The sequence below is a fragment of the Agromyces sp. NDB4Y10 genome, assembly GCF_001620055.1.
GTDB lineage: Bacteria > Actinomycetota > Actinomycetes > Actinomycetales > Microbacteriaceae > Agromyces > Agromyces indicus.
Map to the genome: position 1 here is coordinate 1 of NZ_LQGY01000002.1, position 14,651 is coordinate 14,651.

Sequence of the window (14,651 nt, forward strand, 5' to 3'; positions counted from 1 at the left end):
CGGGATCCTCGTGCTGCCGGGTCTCGCCGCCGGCGCCGCCGGCCCCGCCCGCCTACGGCGGAGGGTCGCCGTTCGACACCGGCGCCGCCGAGTCGCCCGCCGCCGCCGCAGCGTACGACGGGACCCCGCAGTCCGCCTACGGCGCCGCGCCGAGCGCGGCCTACGGCTCCGCGCCGGGCGCCCCGGACGCGGGATACGGCGCCGGGTACGGCTCCGCGCCCTACCAGCCGGCCCCGGCCAAGCCCACCGCGGTGTTCAGCATCATCTCGCTGATCGCGGGCATCATCGGCATCATCGGCTCCGGCATCGTGATCATCCCCTTCGTCGGCGGCATCCTGCAGCTGATCGTGCCCGCCGCGGCCGTCGTGCTGGGCTTCATCGGCCGCCGCAAGGAGCCGTGGGCCAAGGGCATGTGGCTGACCGGCATCGTGCTCGGCTTCGTCGGGATCGCGATCGCGCTCATCTCGATCGTCGCCTGGGCGGCGCTCTTCGCGGTCAGCGACACCTCGTACACGTACTGAGGACGGCGCGGGTGAGCGACGAGCGGATGCCCCGCGGCGACGAGCGCGCCGCGCCGGGCGGATCGCCGTCGCCACCCGAGCCCGACGCGCTCCGCGGGATCGACACGTCCCCGCCGGCGCCCCAGCGGGAATTCGACGTGCCGTACGACACGGGCGAGCTGCACGGGCTCCCCACGGGGCAGCTCCTCGCGCTCGGGCGCCCGGCCCCCGAGCCCGAGTACGTCGAAGAGGAGGAGCAGCGTCGGTTCTGGAGCCGGCTCTCGGCGGGGCTCGGCATCCCGGGCGCCGTCGCATCGCTGTTCGTCGGCTGGATGCTCCCGCTGTCGATCGCGGCGATCGTGTTCGGGGTGATGGGCCTCCGTCGCGAGGAGGGCGCGCGCGTCCCGGCCTTCATCGGCATCGGCACCGGCATCGCGGGGCTCGTCTTCTCGGGCGTGTGGATCGGCTACTACGCCATCGTCTTCGGCGCGCTGCCGCGCTGAGTCGTCCCGGCGGATGCCGCGGGCGATCCGCGCCGGTCAGAGCCGCTCGACGAGCAGGGCGACGTGGCGACCCTCCTCGCGCGTCAGCACGACGGTCGCCGCGGTGTCGCCCTTCAGCTTCAGGCGCGTGCGGAGTGCCGCCGGGTCGACGTCGACGCCGCGCTTCTTGATCTCGAGCGTGCCGACGCCGCGGGAGTGCAGCGCCTGGCGGAGGTGCCGTTCATCGGCGGGCAGTCGCTCGATCACGCGGAATCCGCGGGCGAACGGGCTGTCGAACTCGCGATCGGCCGTGAGGTAGGCGATGCCCTCGCTGAGCATCCACCCGCCGTTGGCCCGGGCGAGGTCGCCGATCAGCCGCGCTCGGATGACCGCGCCGTCGGGCTCGTACAGGTAGTCGCCGAGCGGGCCCACGGGCGCGTCCTCGCTGTCGGCCGGGGCGACGAGCTCGTGCGCCGCGTCCCCGCGGATGACGAGGGCGGCGCGTCCGACGCCCGGCCGGGCCAGCGGCCCGGTCCAGACCGCGAGCTCGACCACGTCGCCGTCGACCGACACCCACTGCGCCTCGGTGCCGGCGGGGACGAGGTCGCGGTCGGTGCCGGGCCCGAGCTTCACGCCGACCGGCATCCGCTCGGCCAGGCCGAACGCGAAGTCGAGCGACGGCGAGTAGTCGGCGGCATCCGCGATCCGCTTGGTCGTGCCGCCCGCGGTGGTGCGTCGCGCCGGGTCGAGCCACGCGGCGTCGATGCCGCCGAGGGGCACGTCCTCTGCCGCGGAGTGCAGCACCTGCGCACGCGGGAACGGCGTCAGGTTGAACGCGGCGATCGCCGCGGTCACCTCGTCCGCGTCGGCGGCGGTCACCTCCAGGTCCATCGCGGCGAACGCCAGCGCGTCGCCGCCGATGCCGCAGCCGAGGTCGGCGACGTGGCGGAGGCCGGCCCGCGCGTACCGGCCGGCGTGGAGGGCGGCGACGCGGAGCCGGGTGGCCTGCTCGAGCCCGGGCTCGGTGAAGAGCATGCGATCGGCGAACTCGCCGAACTTCGCGCGCGCCCTGGCCCGCAGACGCGACTGCGTCAGGACGGCGGCGACGAGGCCGGGGGAGTGCCCCCTGCGTCGCAGGTCGGCGACCGTCTTCACGACGTCCTCGCGGCCGGTCCAGGCGGGCAGGGAGTCGAGCAGGTCGAGCCCTTCGGGTGAGAGCAGTTCGACGAGCTCGGCGCGTTCCACGCGGACACGCTAGCACCGCGGCATCCGCTGGCACTCACGTTGCACGAGTGCCAGAACCGCCCTAGACTCCTGTTAGCACTCTCATTCAGAGGCTGCTAACCCCAGTCTTCGTCAAGAAAGAGGTCAACCGTGTCGGTTTCCATCAAGCCGCTCGAGGATCGCATCGTCATCAAGCAGGTCGAGGCCGAGCAGACCACCGCGTCGGGTCTGGTCATCCCCGACACCGCCAAGGAGAAGCCCCAGGAGGGCGAGGTCGTGGCCGTGGGCCCGGGCCGCATCGACGACAACGGCAACCGGATCCCGCTCGACGTGGCCGTCGGCGACAAGGTCATCTACTCCAAGTACGGCGGCACCGAGGTGAAGTTCGGCGGCGACGAGTTCCTCGTCCTCTCGGCCCGCGACGTGCTCGCGGTCGTCGTCCGCTAGTCGGTCCGACAACCTCCGCGGCCCGGATGCCACACGGCATCCGGGCCGCGTCGTCGTCTCCGGCGGGGGATCGTCCCCGGGGCGACCGGGCGGGAGCGCCTGCGGCGGGATGTCGACGAATTCCGGCAGTCCCGCAGCGTCGGTCGTGTCGGCCGCCGAGCGTAGGCTTTCCCGGTGAGCACCGCACCCACCGTCGCCGACGCCCGCCCCTCGCCCGCGGGCGTGAGCCGGAGCGGGCTCGTCTATGCCGTCGCGGCCTACGGGCTCTGGGGATTCCTGCCGATCTACTTCATCGCCCTGGCGCCTACGGGGCCGGTCGAGATCGTCGCCTGGCGCATCCTGCTCTCGCTCGTGTTCTGCGCCCTTCTCATCGCCGCCACGAGGTCCTGGCGGGCCTTCCGCGCGCTGCTGCGCGACCGCCGCGTCGTGCTGACGATGGGGGCCGCCGGCGCGCTCATCTTCGTCAACTGGCTCACCTACGTCTTCGCCACGCTCAACGGGCAGGTCGTCGAGGCCGCGCTCGGCTACTTCATCAACCCGATCGTCACCGTCTTCCTCGGGGTGATCGTCCTGCGCGAGCGCCTCAACGCGACGCAGTGGACCGCCGTCGGAATCTCGATCGTCGCGGTCGTCGTCCTCGCCGTCGGCTACGGGCAGCTGCCGTGGATCGCGCTGGTGCTCGCCTTCAGCTTCGGCTTCTACGGGCTCATCAAGAAGCGCGTGGGCCACCGCGTCGACGCCGTGTCGGGACTGACGCTCGAGACCGCGTGGCTCGCCCCGTTCGCCGCCGTGCTGCTCGTGGTCGTGGGCGCGACCGGCGCCATGACGATGGGAACTGCGGGGGTGTGGCACACGGTGCTGCTGCTCGCCGCGGGGGCCGTGACCGCGATCCCGCTCCTGCTGTTCGCCGCCGCATCGCGCCGGCTGCCGCTGACCTACATGGGTTTCATCCAGTACTTCGCGCCATTCATCCAGTTCCTGGTCGGCGTGGTCGTGCTGCGCGAGCCGATGCCGCTCGAACGGTGGATCGGGTTCGGACTGGTCTGGGTCGCCCTCGCGGTGCTCACGTTCGATCTCCTGCGGGGGGCTCGCGCCCGTCGTGCGGCGGCCGTCGAGCCCGTCTGACCCGCCCCCGATCGGGGGGTCCGAGCGCGGCTGCGGGCCGGATTCCGCTTTGCCGGAAGCGTGCGCGAACCGGCTGGTCGACGCGGGTTTCGTGCGCAGAACGACGCATGCGCGGCGATGTCGTCGCGAAGCGGTGGGTGTTACCGGGTTGTGATCCGATGTCCTTGTTTCCGCATTGGCCGGGCAATACTGTCAAAACCATCGGTGTCGCAAGGCACCGGGAAGTGTCCCAATCCTTCAGTCCCAAGGAGCAACATGAGCGTATTCGCGAAGGCACGGGCCTCGCGCTCGGGTCGCGCAGCTTGGACGGGCATCGCCATCGCCGGCGTCAGTGCCCTCCTCCTGACCGCGTGCAGCACGGGCGGCACCAGCGAGCCCGAGGAGTCCGAGGCGCCCGCCGAGACCGGCGACGCCCAGCCCATCGAGGCGGGCGAGCGCGACCTCACCCTCAAGGTCGGCACGATCCTCCCGCAGTCGGGTGCGCTCGCGTTCCTCGGCCCGCCCGAGGAGGCCGGCGTGGCGCTCGCCGCGCAGGACATCAACGACGCCGACCTGGGCCTCCAGGTCGAGGTCGTCTACCGCGACTCCGGCGACACCACGACCGACACCGCGACCGTCTCGGTCACCGACCTCCTCTCGCAGGACGTGTCGGCGATCATCGGCGCCGCCTCGTCGGGTGTGTCGAAGACCGTCATCGACCAGATCGTCGCCGCGGGCGTGGTGCAGTTCTCGCCCGCCAACACGTCGGCCGACTTCACCAACTACGACGACAACAACCTGTACTGGCGCACGGCTCCGTCCGACGTCCTGCAGGGCGAGGTGCTCGGCAACCTCATCGCCGAGGACGGCAACGCCACGCTCGGCATGATCGTCCTGAACGACGCCTACGGCACGGGCCTCGCGCAGTTCACGCGCGACGCGTTCGAGGCCGCGGGCGGCGAGGTCGTCGCCGAGGCGCTCTTCAACGAGGGCGACTCGAGCTTCGACGCGCAGATCTCCGAGGTCACGGCGGCCAACCCCGACGCGATCGCGCTGATCACGTTCGACCAGGCGAAGATCATCACGCCGGCCCTCGTCGGCAGCGGCTACCCCGGCGACAAGCTGTACTTCGTCGACGGCAACCTGTCCGACTACAGCGCGGACTTCGCGCCCGGCCTCGTCGCCGGCTCGAAGGGCACGCTGCCCGGTCTCGACGTGGGCACCCTCGGTGACTTCACCGACCGCCTGCTCGAGGTCGACCCGGCCCTGCAGGACTACAGCTACGCGGCTGAGTCCTACGACGCGCTGGTCCTCATCGCGCTCGCGGCCTACGCGGCCAACAGCGTCGAGGGCACCGACATCGCGTCGTACCTGCGCCAGGTCTCGGGCGGTTCGGGCGAGGGCGAGAAGGTCGACACCTTCGCCGCCGGCGCCGAGGCGCTCGCCGAGGGCAACCAGATCGACTACGACGGCCCGTCCGGCCCGGTCACGTTCGACGAGAACGGCGACCCGACCGAGGCGACCATCGGTATCTTCCAGTACCTGGACGACAACACGTACGAGCGCATCGGCGACGGCTGATCCACTCGCACACGAAGGGCCCCGGCTTCGGCCGGGGCCCTTCGGCGTGTCCGGGGGTCGGTGGCCGGAGACCGCATCGGGAACCCTGACGCGGGGCGGGCAGCACCCGACGCATGGGTGACCGGGCGCAGCTCGGCAGCCGTCAGCGGGGCGTCGGCGCGGTGCGCGATGGCGCCCCGCAGATGGGCGCACGCAGCCGCATGCGCCCGTACGCAGCCGTAACGCGTACATGCGGCCGTACGCGCCCGTACGCGCCCGTACGCGGCCGCCCACGGACGCCCAGGACGAAGACCGCTCGTCCCCGTCGACGCGCTCAGCGCCCGCTGGCGGGCGCGTGAGTCCCCGGCGGGTCCTCGCAGCCTGCCACGCCGCCTCGGCCCCGACGTCGGTCCGTGCGGCCGCCACGGCGGCCCCGCGGCCTCGGGGTGCAGACAGACGAACGGGGCGGAGGATGCCGCAGCATCCCCCGCCCCGTCGTGTGCGAGTACGGTCCTACTCGTCCGTCCCGAGCGTGCCCAGGTAGAGCCCGATCACCTTGGGATCGTTGAGGAGGTCGCGACCGGTGCCCGTGTAGGCGTCGCGGCCCTGGTCGAGCACGTAGCCGCGGTCGCAGATCTGCAGGCAGCGGCGCGCGTTCTGCTCGACCATGATGGTCGTCACTCCCGCGCGGTTGATCTCCTTGACCCGGAGGAACGCCTCGTCCTGACGCACCGGCGAGAGGCCGGCGCTCGGCTCGTCGAGCAGCAGCACGTGCGGGCCCATCATGAGCGCCCGCGACATCGCGACCATCTGGCGCTCGCCGCCCGAGAGCGAACCGGCGCGCTGGCCGAGTCGCTTCTTGAGGTCCGGGAAGATCTCGGTCACGAACTCGAGCCGGTGCTTGAGGTCCTTGGGCTTCTGGAAGACGCCCATCTCGAGGTTCTCCTGGATGGAGAGCGAGGGGAACACGTTGTTCGTCTGCGGGACGAACCCGACCCCCTTGGCGACCAGCTTGTTCGCCTTGAGGTTGGTGATCTCCTCGCCCTGCAGGAAGATGCCGCCCTCGCGGACCTTCACGAGACCGAAGATCGACTTCAGCAGCGTCGACTTGCCGGCGCCGTTCGGGCCGATGATGCCGATGAGCTCGCCCTCGCGGGCGGTCAGCGAGCAGCTGTTGAGGATGTTGACGCCCGGCAGGTAGCCGGCCGTGACGTCCCGCACCTCGACGACCATGTCGCCCGTGGGCTCGAGCACCGGGCTCGCGGTGGGTTCACTGTTCGTCATCGATGAGCTCCTTGATCGCCTCGACGTGGCCGGTGTCGGTCGAGCCGAGGTCCGTGTCGTGGTGGGCGCCGAGGTAGGCGTCGATCACGGCCTGGTCCTGCATGACCTCGTGCGGGTCGCCCTCGGCGACCACGCGGCCCTCGGCCATCACGATCACCCAGTCGGCGATGTGACGGACCATGTGCATGTCGTGCTCGACGAACAGCACGGTCATGCCCTGGGCCTTGAGGTCGAGGATGTGGTCGAGCAGCGACTGGGTCAGCGCCGGGTTGACGCCGGCCATCGGCTCGTCGAGCATCACGAGGGTCGGGTCGCTCATGAGCGCCCGCGCCATCTCGAGGAGCTTGCGCTGTCCGCCGGAGAGGCTCGCCGCGTAGTCGTCCTTCTTGGCGTCGAGCTTGAACCGCTTGAGCAGGTCCAGCGCCTTGTCCTCGATCTCGCGATCCTGCTTGCGCCAGAGCGACGGGATCAGTCCGCGGAAGATGTTCTCCCCGGTCTGGTCCTTGGCGCCGAGCTTCATGTTCTCCATGACGGAGAGCAGGCCCAGCGACTTCGTCAGCTGGAACGTGCGGATCAGGCCCATGCGCGCGACCCGGTAGGCCGGGATGTGCGCGAGCGAGCGGCCCTCGAAGGACCAGTCGCCCGTGTCGGGCTTGTCGAAGCCGGTCAGCAGGTTGAAGAAGGTCGTCTTGCCGGCACCGTTCGGCCCGATGAGCGCCGTGATGGCGTTGCGCGGGATCTCGACGTGCTCGACGTCGACGGCCGTGAGGCCGCCGAACGTGCGCTTGACGCCGTCGGCGATGAGGATCGGGTCGACCTTCTTGACGCCCGGGGCGGGGTCGCCGACGTGGAGCCCGGTCGACTTGACGGGCTTGGCCTTGGGTGTGATTTCACTTGACAAAAGCAAGCTCCTTCTTGTTGCCCAGGATGCCCTGTGGCATGAACACCACTATCAGCATGATCGCCACGCCGACCAGGATGAACCGGAGCTGACCGGCCTGCACCTGCGTCATGAACGGCAGCCACCCCGCCTCGACGGCTCGGGCGATGAAGCCCGAGAAGAACGAGAGCAGCACCCAGAAGACGATGGAGCCGAGGATGGGCCCCAGGATGGTCGCGGCCCCGCCCAGGAGGAGGATCGCGTAGATGAAGAACGTCAGCGTCGGCTGGAAGTAGCTCGGCACGACCGCGCGTGGCATCACGAAGATGATGCCGGCGACGGTGCCGAACAGGCCGCCGAGGATGAGGCTCTGCATCTTGTAGGAGTAGACGTTCTTGCCGAGCGCGCGCACGGCGTCCTCGTCCTCGCGGATGCCCTTGATGACGCGGCCCCAGGGGCTGCGCATCAGCAGCCACGTGAGCAGCGCCGCGAGGATCACGACGATCCATCCGAGGATGAGGAAGAACCACGCCCGGTCGCTGAACACCCACGGGCCGAAGCCGTAGCGTCCGTCGGGCAGCGGGTTCAGCGTGAGCAGGTCGCGCTGGTACTCCGAGAGGCCGTTCGCCGAGCCCGTGACGGGGGCGAACTCGTTGGTCGTGAACGTCAACCGCAGCACCTCGGCCGCGGCGATCGTCACGATCGCGAGGTAGTCGGCGCGCAGCCGCAGCGTCGGGATACCCAGGATGAGTGCGAAGATCACCGACGCCAGCAGCGACGTCAGGAGGCAGGCCCACCACGGCCAGCCGAGCTTCAGTGCCGGGATGGCGTACCCGTAGGCGCCGAGCAGCATGAAGCCCGCCTGTCCGAAGTTCAGCAGGCCCGTGAAACCGAAGTGGATCGCGAGACCCAGTGCGGCCAGTGCGTAGGCGGCGGTGGTCGGGCTGATCAGCTCGACGGCCGCGTTTCCGAAGATTGCTCCCCAGTCCATGTCGTCGCCCTCCTATCCGATTCGCTCTCGACGACCGAGGATGCCCTGCGGTCGGAACAGCAGCACCACGATCAGGATGACCAGGGCGCCCACGTACTTCATGTCGCTCGGCAGCCACAGCGTGGAGACCTCGACGAACAGGCCCACGATGAGCGAGCCGACGAGGGCGCCGAACGCCGTGCCCAGCCCGCCGAGCGTGACCGCGGCGAACACGAGCAGGAGGATCTGGAAGCCCATGTCCCAGCTGACGCCGGGGCGGAAATAGGCCCACAGGATGCCGGCGAGGCCGGCCAGCAGCGCGCCGAGCACCCAGACGATGCGGATGACGCGGTCGACGTCGATGCCGCTCGCCGAGGCGAGGGGCGCGTTGTCGGAGACCGCGCGCGTGGCCTTGCCGATCCGGGTGCGCAGGAGGAAGAACGCCACGGCGAGGAGCACCACGATGCTCACGCCCATGCTGACGAGGTCGACCCACGACAGCGCGACCGCGCCGAAGCGGATGTCGGACGGCAGCGTCGCGCCCGGGAGCTGGCTCGTCGAGCCGCCGTAGAAGAACTGGTACGTGTACCGGAGGGCGAGCGAGAGGCCGATGCTGACGATCATCAACTGGATCAGGCCGACCCCGCGCCGTCGCAACGGCTTCCACAGGGCGGCGTCGAGCGTCCAGCCGAGCGCCGCGCTGAGCACCAGCGCCACGATGATCGCGAGCCACAGCGGCCACGCCAGGTTGACGCCGAAGGTCAGCACCATCAACGCGCCGAAGGTGATGAGCTCCGCGTGCGCGAAGTTCGACAGCCCGGTCGTGCCGAAGATGAGCGAGAGGCCGATGGCCGCGAGCGCGAGCAGCAGGCCGAAGTTGAGGCCGCTCACCACGCGCTGGACCACCTGGTCGAAGTAGTTGACGGTGACCCGCTGGCCTTCGCCGAGGAAGAAGTTCACCGCCTTGCGCTTGGTCAGGCCGAACTCGGCGGTGACGGTGTCCTGCCCTTCGAGCACGACGACGCCCTCGGGGAGCGTGTCCTGGTCGAGGGTGACCTCGTACTCCGCCTTCTCCGGCACGCCGATCGTCCAGCGCCCATCGGCGTCGGTCTCGGTCTCGGCATCGAATCCGTTGCCCTCGACGGTGATGAGCACGCCCTCGAGCGCCTCACCCTCGAACTGCACGTTCCCGGTGAAGAAGTACTCGTACTCCTCCTCGGCGGCCGGATCGTCCGTACCCCCTTCGTCCGCCACCGCAGGGGACGCTGCGATGCCGGACAGAGTGAGTGCGGAGATCAGTATTCCGAGGAGGATGAGCCACCTCCCGCGAGAACGTGTGGGGACTGTTCGCGTGGGTTCCACTGCACCTCCAAAGGTCCCGACCGCGGGTGGGGTCGGGATCTGGCTTCCTGACGACGACGCCGTCGACAGTACGTGCCGATTATGTCCCAAGTGTTTCGCACGAGAGCACAAACGGCCCTCGATTGTTATCCGGGGAATGCCGACGGCGCAAACTCGCTTAACATCGATGTACCGCACCGACGCTCGGACCCGGCAGATCCGCCGGGTCGACGGCTCGTGCGCCCGACTCCACACACACGAAGGGGCGACATGGATCAGGCAGATCCGTTCGGTTTCACCGGGCTCACCTACGACGACGTCCTGCTCCTGCCGGGGCACACCGACGTGATCCCGAGCGAGGCCGACACGAGCTCTCGCCTGACCAAGCGGATCACCGTCGCGACGCCGCTGCTGTCCGCCGCGATGGACACGGTGACCGAGGCCCGGATGGCGATCGCCATGGCCCGCCAGGGCGGCATCGGCATCCTGCACCGCAACCTGTCGATCGCCGAGCAGGCCGAGATGGTCGACCGCGTGAAGCGCAGCGAGTCGGGTATGGTGTCGAACCCCGTGACGACGACCCCGGATGCCACCGTGGGCGAGGTCGACCAGCTGTGCGCGACCTACCGCGTCTCGGGCCTGCCCGTCGTCGACGCCGAGGGCATCCTCGTCGGCATCATCACGAACCGCGACATGCGGTTCGTCTCCGACTTCGAGAAGCCGACGACCAAGGTCGCCGACGTCATGACGCGGATGCCGCTCATCACCGGACGCGTCGGGATGGACCCCGACGAGGCGATCGCGATCTTCGCGCAGCACAAGGTGGAGAAGCTCCCGCTCGTCGACGAGCAGGGCCGGCTGACCGGCCTCATCACGGTGAAGGACTTCGACAAGTCCGAGCAGTACCCCAACGCCACGAAGGACGCCGAGGGCCGGCTGCGCGTCGGCGCGGCGATGGGCTTCTTCGGCGACGCGTGGGAGCGCGCCGAGGCGCTGCGCGACGCGGGCGTCGACGTGCTCGTCGTCGACACGGCGAACGGCGAGTCGGCGGGCGTGCTCGACATCATCCGTCGGATCAAGGCCGACCCCACGTTCGCCCACATCGACGTGATCGGCGGCAACGTCGCGACCCGCGAAGGCGCCCAGGCGCTGGTGGACGCGGGCGCGGACGCCGTGAAGGTCGGCGTCGGGCCGGGTTCGATCTGCACGACCCGCGTGGTCGCGGGCGTCGGCGTGCCCCAGGTCACGGCGGTCTACGAGGCCTCGAAGGCGACCAAGCCGGCCGGCGTGCCGCTGATCGCCGACGGCGGCCTCCAGTACTCGGGCGACATCGCCAAGGCGCTCGTCGCGGGCGCCGACACCGTCATGCTCGGTTCGCTGCTCGCCGGCACCGCCGAGAGCCCGGGCGAACTCGTCTTCCAGAACGGCAAGCAGTTCAAGACGTACCGCGGCATGGGCTCGCTCGGGGCGCTCCAGACGCGCGGCAAGAAGACGTCCTACTCGAAGGACCGCTACTTCCAGGCCGACGTGCCGAGCGACGAGAAGCTCATCCCCGAGGGCATCGAGGGCCAGGTGCCGTTCCGCGGCCCGGTGTCGGCGGTGGCGTACCAGCTCGTGGGCGGGCTCCGTCAGTCGATGTTCTACGTCGGCGCGCGAACGGTCGAGGAACTCAAGGCGAAGGGTCGCTTCGTGCGCATCACGCCGGCCGGGCTGAAGGAATCGCACCCGCACGACGTGCAGTTCGTCGTCGAGGCGCCGAACTACACGAGGTAGGTCTCGGTACGCGCCGGCCTGCGGCCGGTGCTCCTCGACCGCCGGGTCTCGGTACGCGCCGGCCTGCGGCCGGTGCTACTCGACCGCCGATCCCCGGGCCTCGGCGAGGCGCGTGATCGCCTCCGAGAGCACCTCGGGCGAGCACGCGAGGTTGAGCCGGGCGTGCCCGCGCCCCGCTTCGGCGCCGAACATCGGTCCGTTGGCGAGCGCGACGCGGGCCCGCTCGAGTGCGACGGCGGCGGGGTCGTCGCCCCAGCCGAGCGCCGAGAGGTCGAGCCACGCGAGGTAGGTGGCCTGCGGCATCCGGTACCGCACCCCGGGGAGCTCGTCGGCGAGGAGGTCGGCGAGCAGGCGCCGGTTGTCGTCGATCGAGCCGAGGACCCCGTCGAGCCAGCGGCCCCCGTGCCGGAACGCCGCGATCGACGCGATCGCACCGAACTGGCTCATCCGCCATTCCACCTCGTACGGGAACGCCGTGCGCACCGCGTCGCCGCGCTCGCTCGCGCTCAGCACCAGCGCCGCCTTGAGGCCGGCGATGTTGAACGCCTTCGTGGCCCCGGCGACCGTGACGCCGTGCTCGCGGGCGGCATCCGACACCGTCAGGAACGGCACGTACGGCGTCTCCGGCTGCGAGAGCGGCCCGTGCACCTCGTCGGACACGATCACGGCGTCGAAGCGCGCCGCGAGGTCCGCCAGCGCGGCCAGCTGCTCGCGCGGGTGCACGAGCCCCACCGGATTGTGCGGGTTGCACAGCACCATCGCGCGCGCACCCGCGGCGAACGCCGCCTCGATGCCGTCGAGGTCGAGCGCCCAGCCCTCGTCGATGCCGCCCGCGAGGGGCACCTCGATCACCGCGCCGCCCGCCTCGGTGACGAGGTCGAAGAACGGGGGGTAGATGGGCGGGTTCACGATCACGCCCTCGCCAGGGGAGATCACCTGCCGGAGCACCTCGACGATGCCCATGCTGACGTCGGCCGTGCAGGTCACGCGGGCCGGGTCCGGCTCCCACCCGAGACGCGCCGCCGCGAACTCGGCGAACGCGTCGGCGACGGGCCGACTGCCCGAGTTGTAGCCCGTGTCGGAGCGGCGCACGGCCGCGTGGAGCGCCTCGGCGATCGGCTCGGCGAGCGGGTAGTCCATCTCGGCGACCGGCAGCGGCAGCACGTCCGGGTCGTAGGAGCGCCACTTCGCGCTGGTGCGCGTGCGGAGCTGGTCGAGCGGGTCGGCGGCGACGCGATGCATGGCCCCCAGCCTGCCGCACCGGGTCGTGCGGCGACAGGGTGGTGGGAAGGCGTGCCGCGGCATCCGTCGCTGTGTATTCTGGTCGGCTGCCCGATCGGGCGCCGCGGCGGATGCCGCGTACCGAACGGATCGCACACCCATGGGCTTCATCGACGTCAACGGCGTCTCCTTCTCGCTGCCCGACGGCCGCCCCCTGCTGTCGGATCTCGCCTTCCGCGTCACGGAAGGGCGCACGACGGCCCTCATCGGCCAGAACGGGGCGGGCAAGACCACGCTCCTGCGCATCATCCGCGGTGACGTGCGGCCCGACGAGGGCAGCGTGCAGGTCGACGGGGGACTCGGGGTCATGGACCAGTTCGTCGGCCGCGGGGAGGTCGTCGACGGCGTGGACCGCACCGTGCACGGGTTGCTCGTGTCGGTCGCCCCGACGCGAGTGCGGGCGGCGGCCATCGAGCTCGAGCGTGCCGAGAACGCGCTCATCGAGACGGATGACACGGCCGCGCAGATGCGGTACGCATCGGCGCTCGCCGAGTACGCCGAAGCCGGCGGCTACGACCAGGAGGTGATCTGGGACCACTGCACCACGGCCGCGCTCGGCGTGCCCTTCGAGCGGGCAAGGTGGCGCGAGCTGTCGACCCTCTCTGGCGGCGAGCAGAAGCGGCTCGCGCTCGAGGCGCTGCTGCGCGGACCCGAGCAGGTGCTCATCCTCGACGAACCCGACAACTCGCTCGACGTGCCGGGCAAGCGGTGGCTCGAGCAGCAGCTGCGGGCCACCCCGAAGACGGTGCTGCTCGTGTCGCACGACCGGGAGCTGCTCGCGCGGGCGGCCGACCGGATCGTGACCCTCGAGGCGGGCGGTGCGGGCAGCACCGCGTGGGTCCACGGGGGTGGCTTCCGGGGCTACCACGAGGCTCGCGAGGAGCGGTTCGCGCGGCTCGACGAACTGCGCCGGCGATGGGACGAGCAGCACGCGCAGCTGAAGCAGCTGGTGCAGAACCTCAAGGTGAAGGCGACGTACAACGACGGCATGGCCTCCCGCTACCAGGCGGCGCTCACGCGGCTGCGGAAGTTCGAGGAGGCCGGTCCGCCCGAGGAGCGGCCGCCCGCGCAGGCCCTGTCGATGCGCCTGCGCGGATCCCGCACGGGCAAGCGCTCGGTCGTGTGCGAGCGGCTCGAGCTGACCGGCCTCATGAAGCCCTTCGACCTCGAGGTCTGGTACGGCGACCGCGTCGCGGTGCTCGGGTCGAACGGCTCGGGCAAGTCGCACTTCCTGCGCCTGCTCGCGGGCGGCGGCAGCGACCCCGACGCGGCCAAGGGCCATGTGACGGATGTCGGCGCCACGCTCGCCCGCGTGCCGCATACGGGTTCGGCGGTGCTCGGCGCCCGCGTCGTGCCGGGCTGGTTCGCGCAGGGCCACGAGCTGCCCGGGCTGCGCGGACGCACGCTCCTCGACATCCTGCACCGCGGCGACGCGAACCGCGCCGGCATGGCCCGCGAGGCGGCGAGTTCCGCACTCGATCGGTACGGGCTCGCGGCATCCGCCCAGCAGCGCTTCGACGACCTGTCGGGCGGCCAGCAGGCGCGGCTGCAGATCCTCCTGCTGGAGCTGTCGGGCGCGACCCTGCTGCTGCTCGACGAACCGACCGACAACCTCGACCTGGTCTCCGCTGAGGCGCTCGAGGACGCGCTGTCGCGGTTCGACGGCACCGTGCTCGCCGTCACCCACGACCGCTGGTTCACGCGCTCGTTCGACCGGTTCCTCGTGTTCCGCTCCGACGGCGAGGTCGTCGAGACGGATCAGCCGGTGTTCGACGAGGCGCGCGTCGCGCGCGCTCGCTGACGTC

General features: G+C 70.8%; 13 protein-coding genes. 7 read left to right on the forward strand and 6 right to left on the reverse strand.

Annotated elements, in window-relative coordinates; all coding sequences use genetic code 11:
• Window positions 1-521, forward strand: a 521-nt coding sequence (locus AVP42_RS16525; protein ID WP_067944986.1) for a DUF4190 domain-containing protein, incomplete at its 5' end; no start/stop codon positions are given.
• An 11-nt stretch (window positions 522-532) separates the two neighbouring features.
• Window positions 533-1,003, forward strand: a complete 471-nt coding sequence (locus tag AVP42_RS00320) for a hypothetical protein (protein WP_067944988.1) — start codon at window positions 533-535, stop codon at window positions 1,001-1,003.
• A 36-nt stretch (window positions 1,004-1,039) separates the two neighbouring features.
• Here the strand turns inward: AVP42_RS00320 and AVP42_RS00325 are convergent, their stop codons facing one another.
• Window positions 1,040-2,227 carry a class I SAM-dependent methyltransferase gene (locus AVP42_RS00325; protein WP_067944990.1) on the reverse strand — a complete coding sequence of 396 codons (1,188 nt, stop codon included), beginning with the start codon at window positions 2,225-2,227 and terminating at the stop codon, window positions 1,040-1,042.
• 129 nt (window positions 2,228-2,356) lie between these two features.
• Between AVP42_RS00325 and groES the strand changes: the two genes are divergently transcribed.
• From groES to AVP42_RS00340, 3 genes are all read left to right on the forward strand, one after another.
• On the forward strand, window positions 2,357-2,653 hold the full coding sequence (groES, locus tag AVP42_RS00330; RefSeq protein WP_067944992.1) for a co-chaperone GroES: 297 nt from the start codon (window positions 2,357-2,359) through the stop codon (window positions 2,651-2,653).
• Window positions 2,654-2,827: 174 nt separating this feature from the next.
• Window positions 2,828-3,778, forward strand: coding sequence for an EamA family transporter RarD (gene rarD / locus AVP42_RS00335; RefSeq protein ID WP_082846864.1), 951 nt, complete (start codon window positions 2,828-2,830; stop codon window positions 3,776-3,778).
• A 255-nt stretch (window positions 3,779-4,033) separates the two neighbouring features.
• Entirely contained in the window at window positions 4,034-5,338 is a 1,305-nt protein-coding gene (locus AVP42_RS00340; RefSeq protein ID WP_067944994.1) for an ABC transporter substrate-binding protein, read from the forward strand.
• A gap of 492 nt (window positions 5,339-5,830) precedes the next feature.
• Here the strand turns inward: AVP42_RS00340 and AVP42_RS00345 are convergent, their stop codons facing one another.
• Genes AVP42_RS00345 through AVP42_RS00360 form a run of 4 tightly spaced genes read right to left on the reverse strand, consistent with a single transcriptional unit; the run spans window position 5,831 to window position 9,765 of the window.
• Window positions 5,831-6,601, reverse strand: coding sequence for an ABC transporter ATP-binding protein (locus AVP42_RS00345; protein WP_067944996.1), 771 nt, complete (start codon window positions 6,599-6,601; stop codon window positions 5,831-5,833).
• Entirely contained in the window at window positions 6,588-7,502 is a 915-nt protein-coding gene (locus AVP42_RS00350; protein ID WP_067944998.1) for an ABC transporter ATP-binding protein, read from the reverse strand. Before AVP42_RS00350 ends, AVP42_RS00345 begins: the two co-directional genes overlap by 14 nt.
• The gene (locus AVP42_RS00355; RefSeq protein ID WP_067944999.1) at window positions 7,492-8,472 is read right to left on the reverse strand and encodes a branched-chain amino acid ABC transporter permease; all 981 of its coding nucleotides are present in this window, start codon (window positions 8,470-8,472) and stop codon (window positions 7,492-7,494) included. The genes AVP42_RS00350 and AVP42_RS00355 overlap by 11 nt, the downstream gene beginning before the upstream one ends.
• A 12-nt stretch (window positions 8,473-8,484) precedes the next feature.
• The gene (locus tag AVP42_RS00360; RefSeq protein ID WP_067945098.1) at window positions 8,485-9,765 is read right to left on the reverse strand and encodes a branched-chain amino acid ABC transporter permease; all 1,281 of its coding nucleotides are present in this window, start codon (window positions 9,763-9,765) and stop codon (window positions 8,485-8,487) included.
• A 297-nt stretch (window positions 9,766-10,062) separates the two neighbouring features.
• Between AVP42_RS00360 and guaB the strand changes: the two genes are divergently transcribed.
• The gene (gene guaB / locus AVP42_RS00365) at window positions 10,063-11,565 is read left to right on the forward strand and encodes an IMP dehydrogenase (protein WP_067945001.1); all 1,503 of its coding nucleotides are present in this window, start codon (window positions 10,063-10,065) and stop codon (window positions 11,563-11,565) included.
• 75 nt (window positions 11,566-11,640) lie between these two features.
• On the opposite strand, the gene AVP42_RS00370 is transcribed toward guaB, so the two are convergent.
• Window positions 11,641-12,807, reverse strand: coding sequence for a MalY/PatB family protein (locus AVP42_RS00370; protein WP_067945003.1), 1,167 nt, complete (start codon window positions 12,805-12,807; stop codon window positions 11,641-11,643).
• A 139-nt stretch (window positions 12,808-12,946) separates the two neighbouring features.
• On the opposite strand from AVP42_RS00370, the gene AVP42_RS00375 reads away from it, so the two are divergent.
• The gene (locus tag AVP42_RS00375) at window positions 12,947-14,647 is read left to right on the forward strand and encodes an ABC-F family ATP-binding cassette domain-containing protein (protein WP_067945005.1); all 1,701 of its coding nucleotides are present in this window, start codon (window positions 12,947-12,949) and stop codon (window positions 14,645-14,647) included.
• The last annotated feature ends 4 nt before the right edge of the window (window positions 14,648-14,651 follow it).

Bases quoted from the DNA above. Each gene is read 5' to 3' on its own strand.
- AVP42_RS00375 (WP_067945005.1), top strand. From the start codon at position 12,947: ATGGGCTTCATCGACGTCAACGGCGTCTCCTTCTCGCTGCCCGACGGC.
- AVP42_RS00355 (WP_067944999.1), bottom strand. From the start codon at position 8,472: ATGGACTGGGGAGCAATCTTCGGAAACGCGGCCGTCGAGCTGATCAGC.
- AVP42_RS00340 (WP_067944994.1), top strand. From the start codon at position 4,034: ATGAGCGTATTCGCGAAGGCACGGGCCTCGCGCTCGGGTCGCGCAGCT.
- AVP42_RS00345 (WP_067944996.1), bottom strand. From the start codon at position 6,601: ATGACGAACAGTGAACCCACCGCGAGCCCGGTGCTCGAGCCCACGGGC.
- guaB (WP_067945001.1), top strand. From the start codon at position 10,063: ATGGATCAGGCAGATCCGTTCGGTTTCACCGGGCTCACCTACGACGAC.
- AVP42_RS00370 (WP_067945003.1), bottom strand. From the start codon at position 12,807: ATGCATCGCGTCGCCGCCGACCCGCTCGACCAGCTCCGCACGCGCACC.